Source organism: Vibrio sp. 704 (genome assembly GCF_033339295.1).
In genome coordinates this window covers 1-515 of the sequence record NZ_JAWOUH010001032.1, presented here as the reverse complement: position 1 = coordinate 515, position 515 = coordinate 1, and the positions used below count along the sequence as shown (strand labels likewise).

The window sequence follows — 515 nt, the reverse complement described above, 5'->3', positions numbered from 1 at the left end:
CTATCTGAAAACCAAAGCACCGTTTTGGAAAAAAGAGCGCACAACTAACGAAGATCGTTGGATTGAATCGCGCGACACCGATCATCAAGCAGCGCAGCGCTGGGAAAAATAGAACCAGCCACTCGTTTTGACAAAAAATAAAAAGCTAAGTGTTAATCGCACTTAGCTTTTTTTGTATTTCGCGATTTGTTCAACCATATTGAAACGGTTCAATACTGCGATTCTTATCTTCGAAAACACCCGTGTTTTATCTCGGTGACATTGTTCACAATAAAAAATATCGAGCAATATATAAACGATTATTTGTTAGACTTCGTTTGTCACAAATGTTAAATAATATGCAAATATCTAGCATAAGATGCTATCAAATAGTTTAAATTCAGAGTAATCGAAAGTTTTGGCTGATAAATGTCAGTTACAGTCTTCATTTTACTAGTGATTGCTTTTGTATTGGAGTTTATTGCTAGATATGTGCGGTTATTACAGAATTATTAGTTTTTTTGCTACATTTTTAT

Annotated in this window: 1 pseudogene; it reads left to right on the top strand. The window is 34.0% G+C overall.

Annotated features, from left to right (window positions below):
• Positions 1–112 (top strand): annotated as a pseudogene (locus tag R7R24_RS30490) (molybdopterin synthase catalytic subunit); the annotation flags it as partial.
• Positions 113–515: the final 403 nt, after the last annotated feature.